We start from the raw sequence: 727 nt of genomic DNA, 5'->3' as shown, positions 1-727 counted from the left end.
CGGGGCGTCCGGCCCCGGGCGCGCCGCGGCCCCCCCCGCGCCGGGGCGCGCCGCCCCGTTCCGGCGGCGCGCCCCTCCCCTCACTCGCCGCGGACGATGTCCTCGGCCTTGACGCCCACCCCGAGCATGACGGGGGCGGGGCCGGCCTCCTGGGGACGCTCCGCGGGGGCTGCGGCCTGCGCGGTGAATCGCGAGCCCTGCGCCTCGCCCGCGGACTGGACGCTCACCTGCGCCCCGTCCGAGGACACCGCCCGCCGCGAGCGGCGACGGGCCGGCAGTGCCGGGGCAGCGGCGGTCTCCGCGGCCTCCGACGCCTCAGGGGCTGCGGGTCCCGGGGTCGGCTCGACGGTCTCCGGCTCCGCCGGCGTCGCGGCCGCGGGTGCGGACTCCTGCCGGTCGGTGCGGGGGGCCCCGCGGCCGTCGGAGGTGGCCCGGCGGGAACGGCGACGGCGCGGCGCGGACGCCTCCGCGGAGACGGCCTCGGCGGACGCGGTGCCGGTGGCCTCGGACTCCGGTGCCGGATCGTCGGCGCGGGCGGGCACGGCCTCCTCGGCCGGGGCCTCGCCGGACCGCTCCGGGGCGGCCTGCACCTCGGCCCGCGGCGGCGTCGACGCGGCGCCGGCGCCCTGGGGCGACTCGGCCCGACGACGGCGGCCACGGGTCCGGCGACCGACCGGCGCCTCCACCGGGGCCTCCTCGGCGACCTCGGCGACCTCCGGGGTCTCCG

Annotated in this window: 1 pseudogene; it reads right to left on the bottom strand. The window is 83.5% G+C overall.

Annotated features, from left to right (window positions below):
* Positions 1-80: 80 nt before the first annotated feature.
* Positions 81-727: pseudogene (locus tag Q4D18_RS04780) on the bottom strand (ribonuclease E/G); the annotation flags it as partial.

The sequence above is a fragment of the Micrococcus sp. genome, assembly GCF_030523875.1.
Lineage (GTDB): Bacteria > Actinomycetota > Actinomycetes > Actinomycetales > Micrococcaceae > Micrococcus.
The sequence above is the reverse complement of the archived record's forward strand: the minus strand, read 5'-3'. Positions and strand labels throughout refer to the sequence as shown.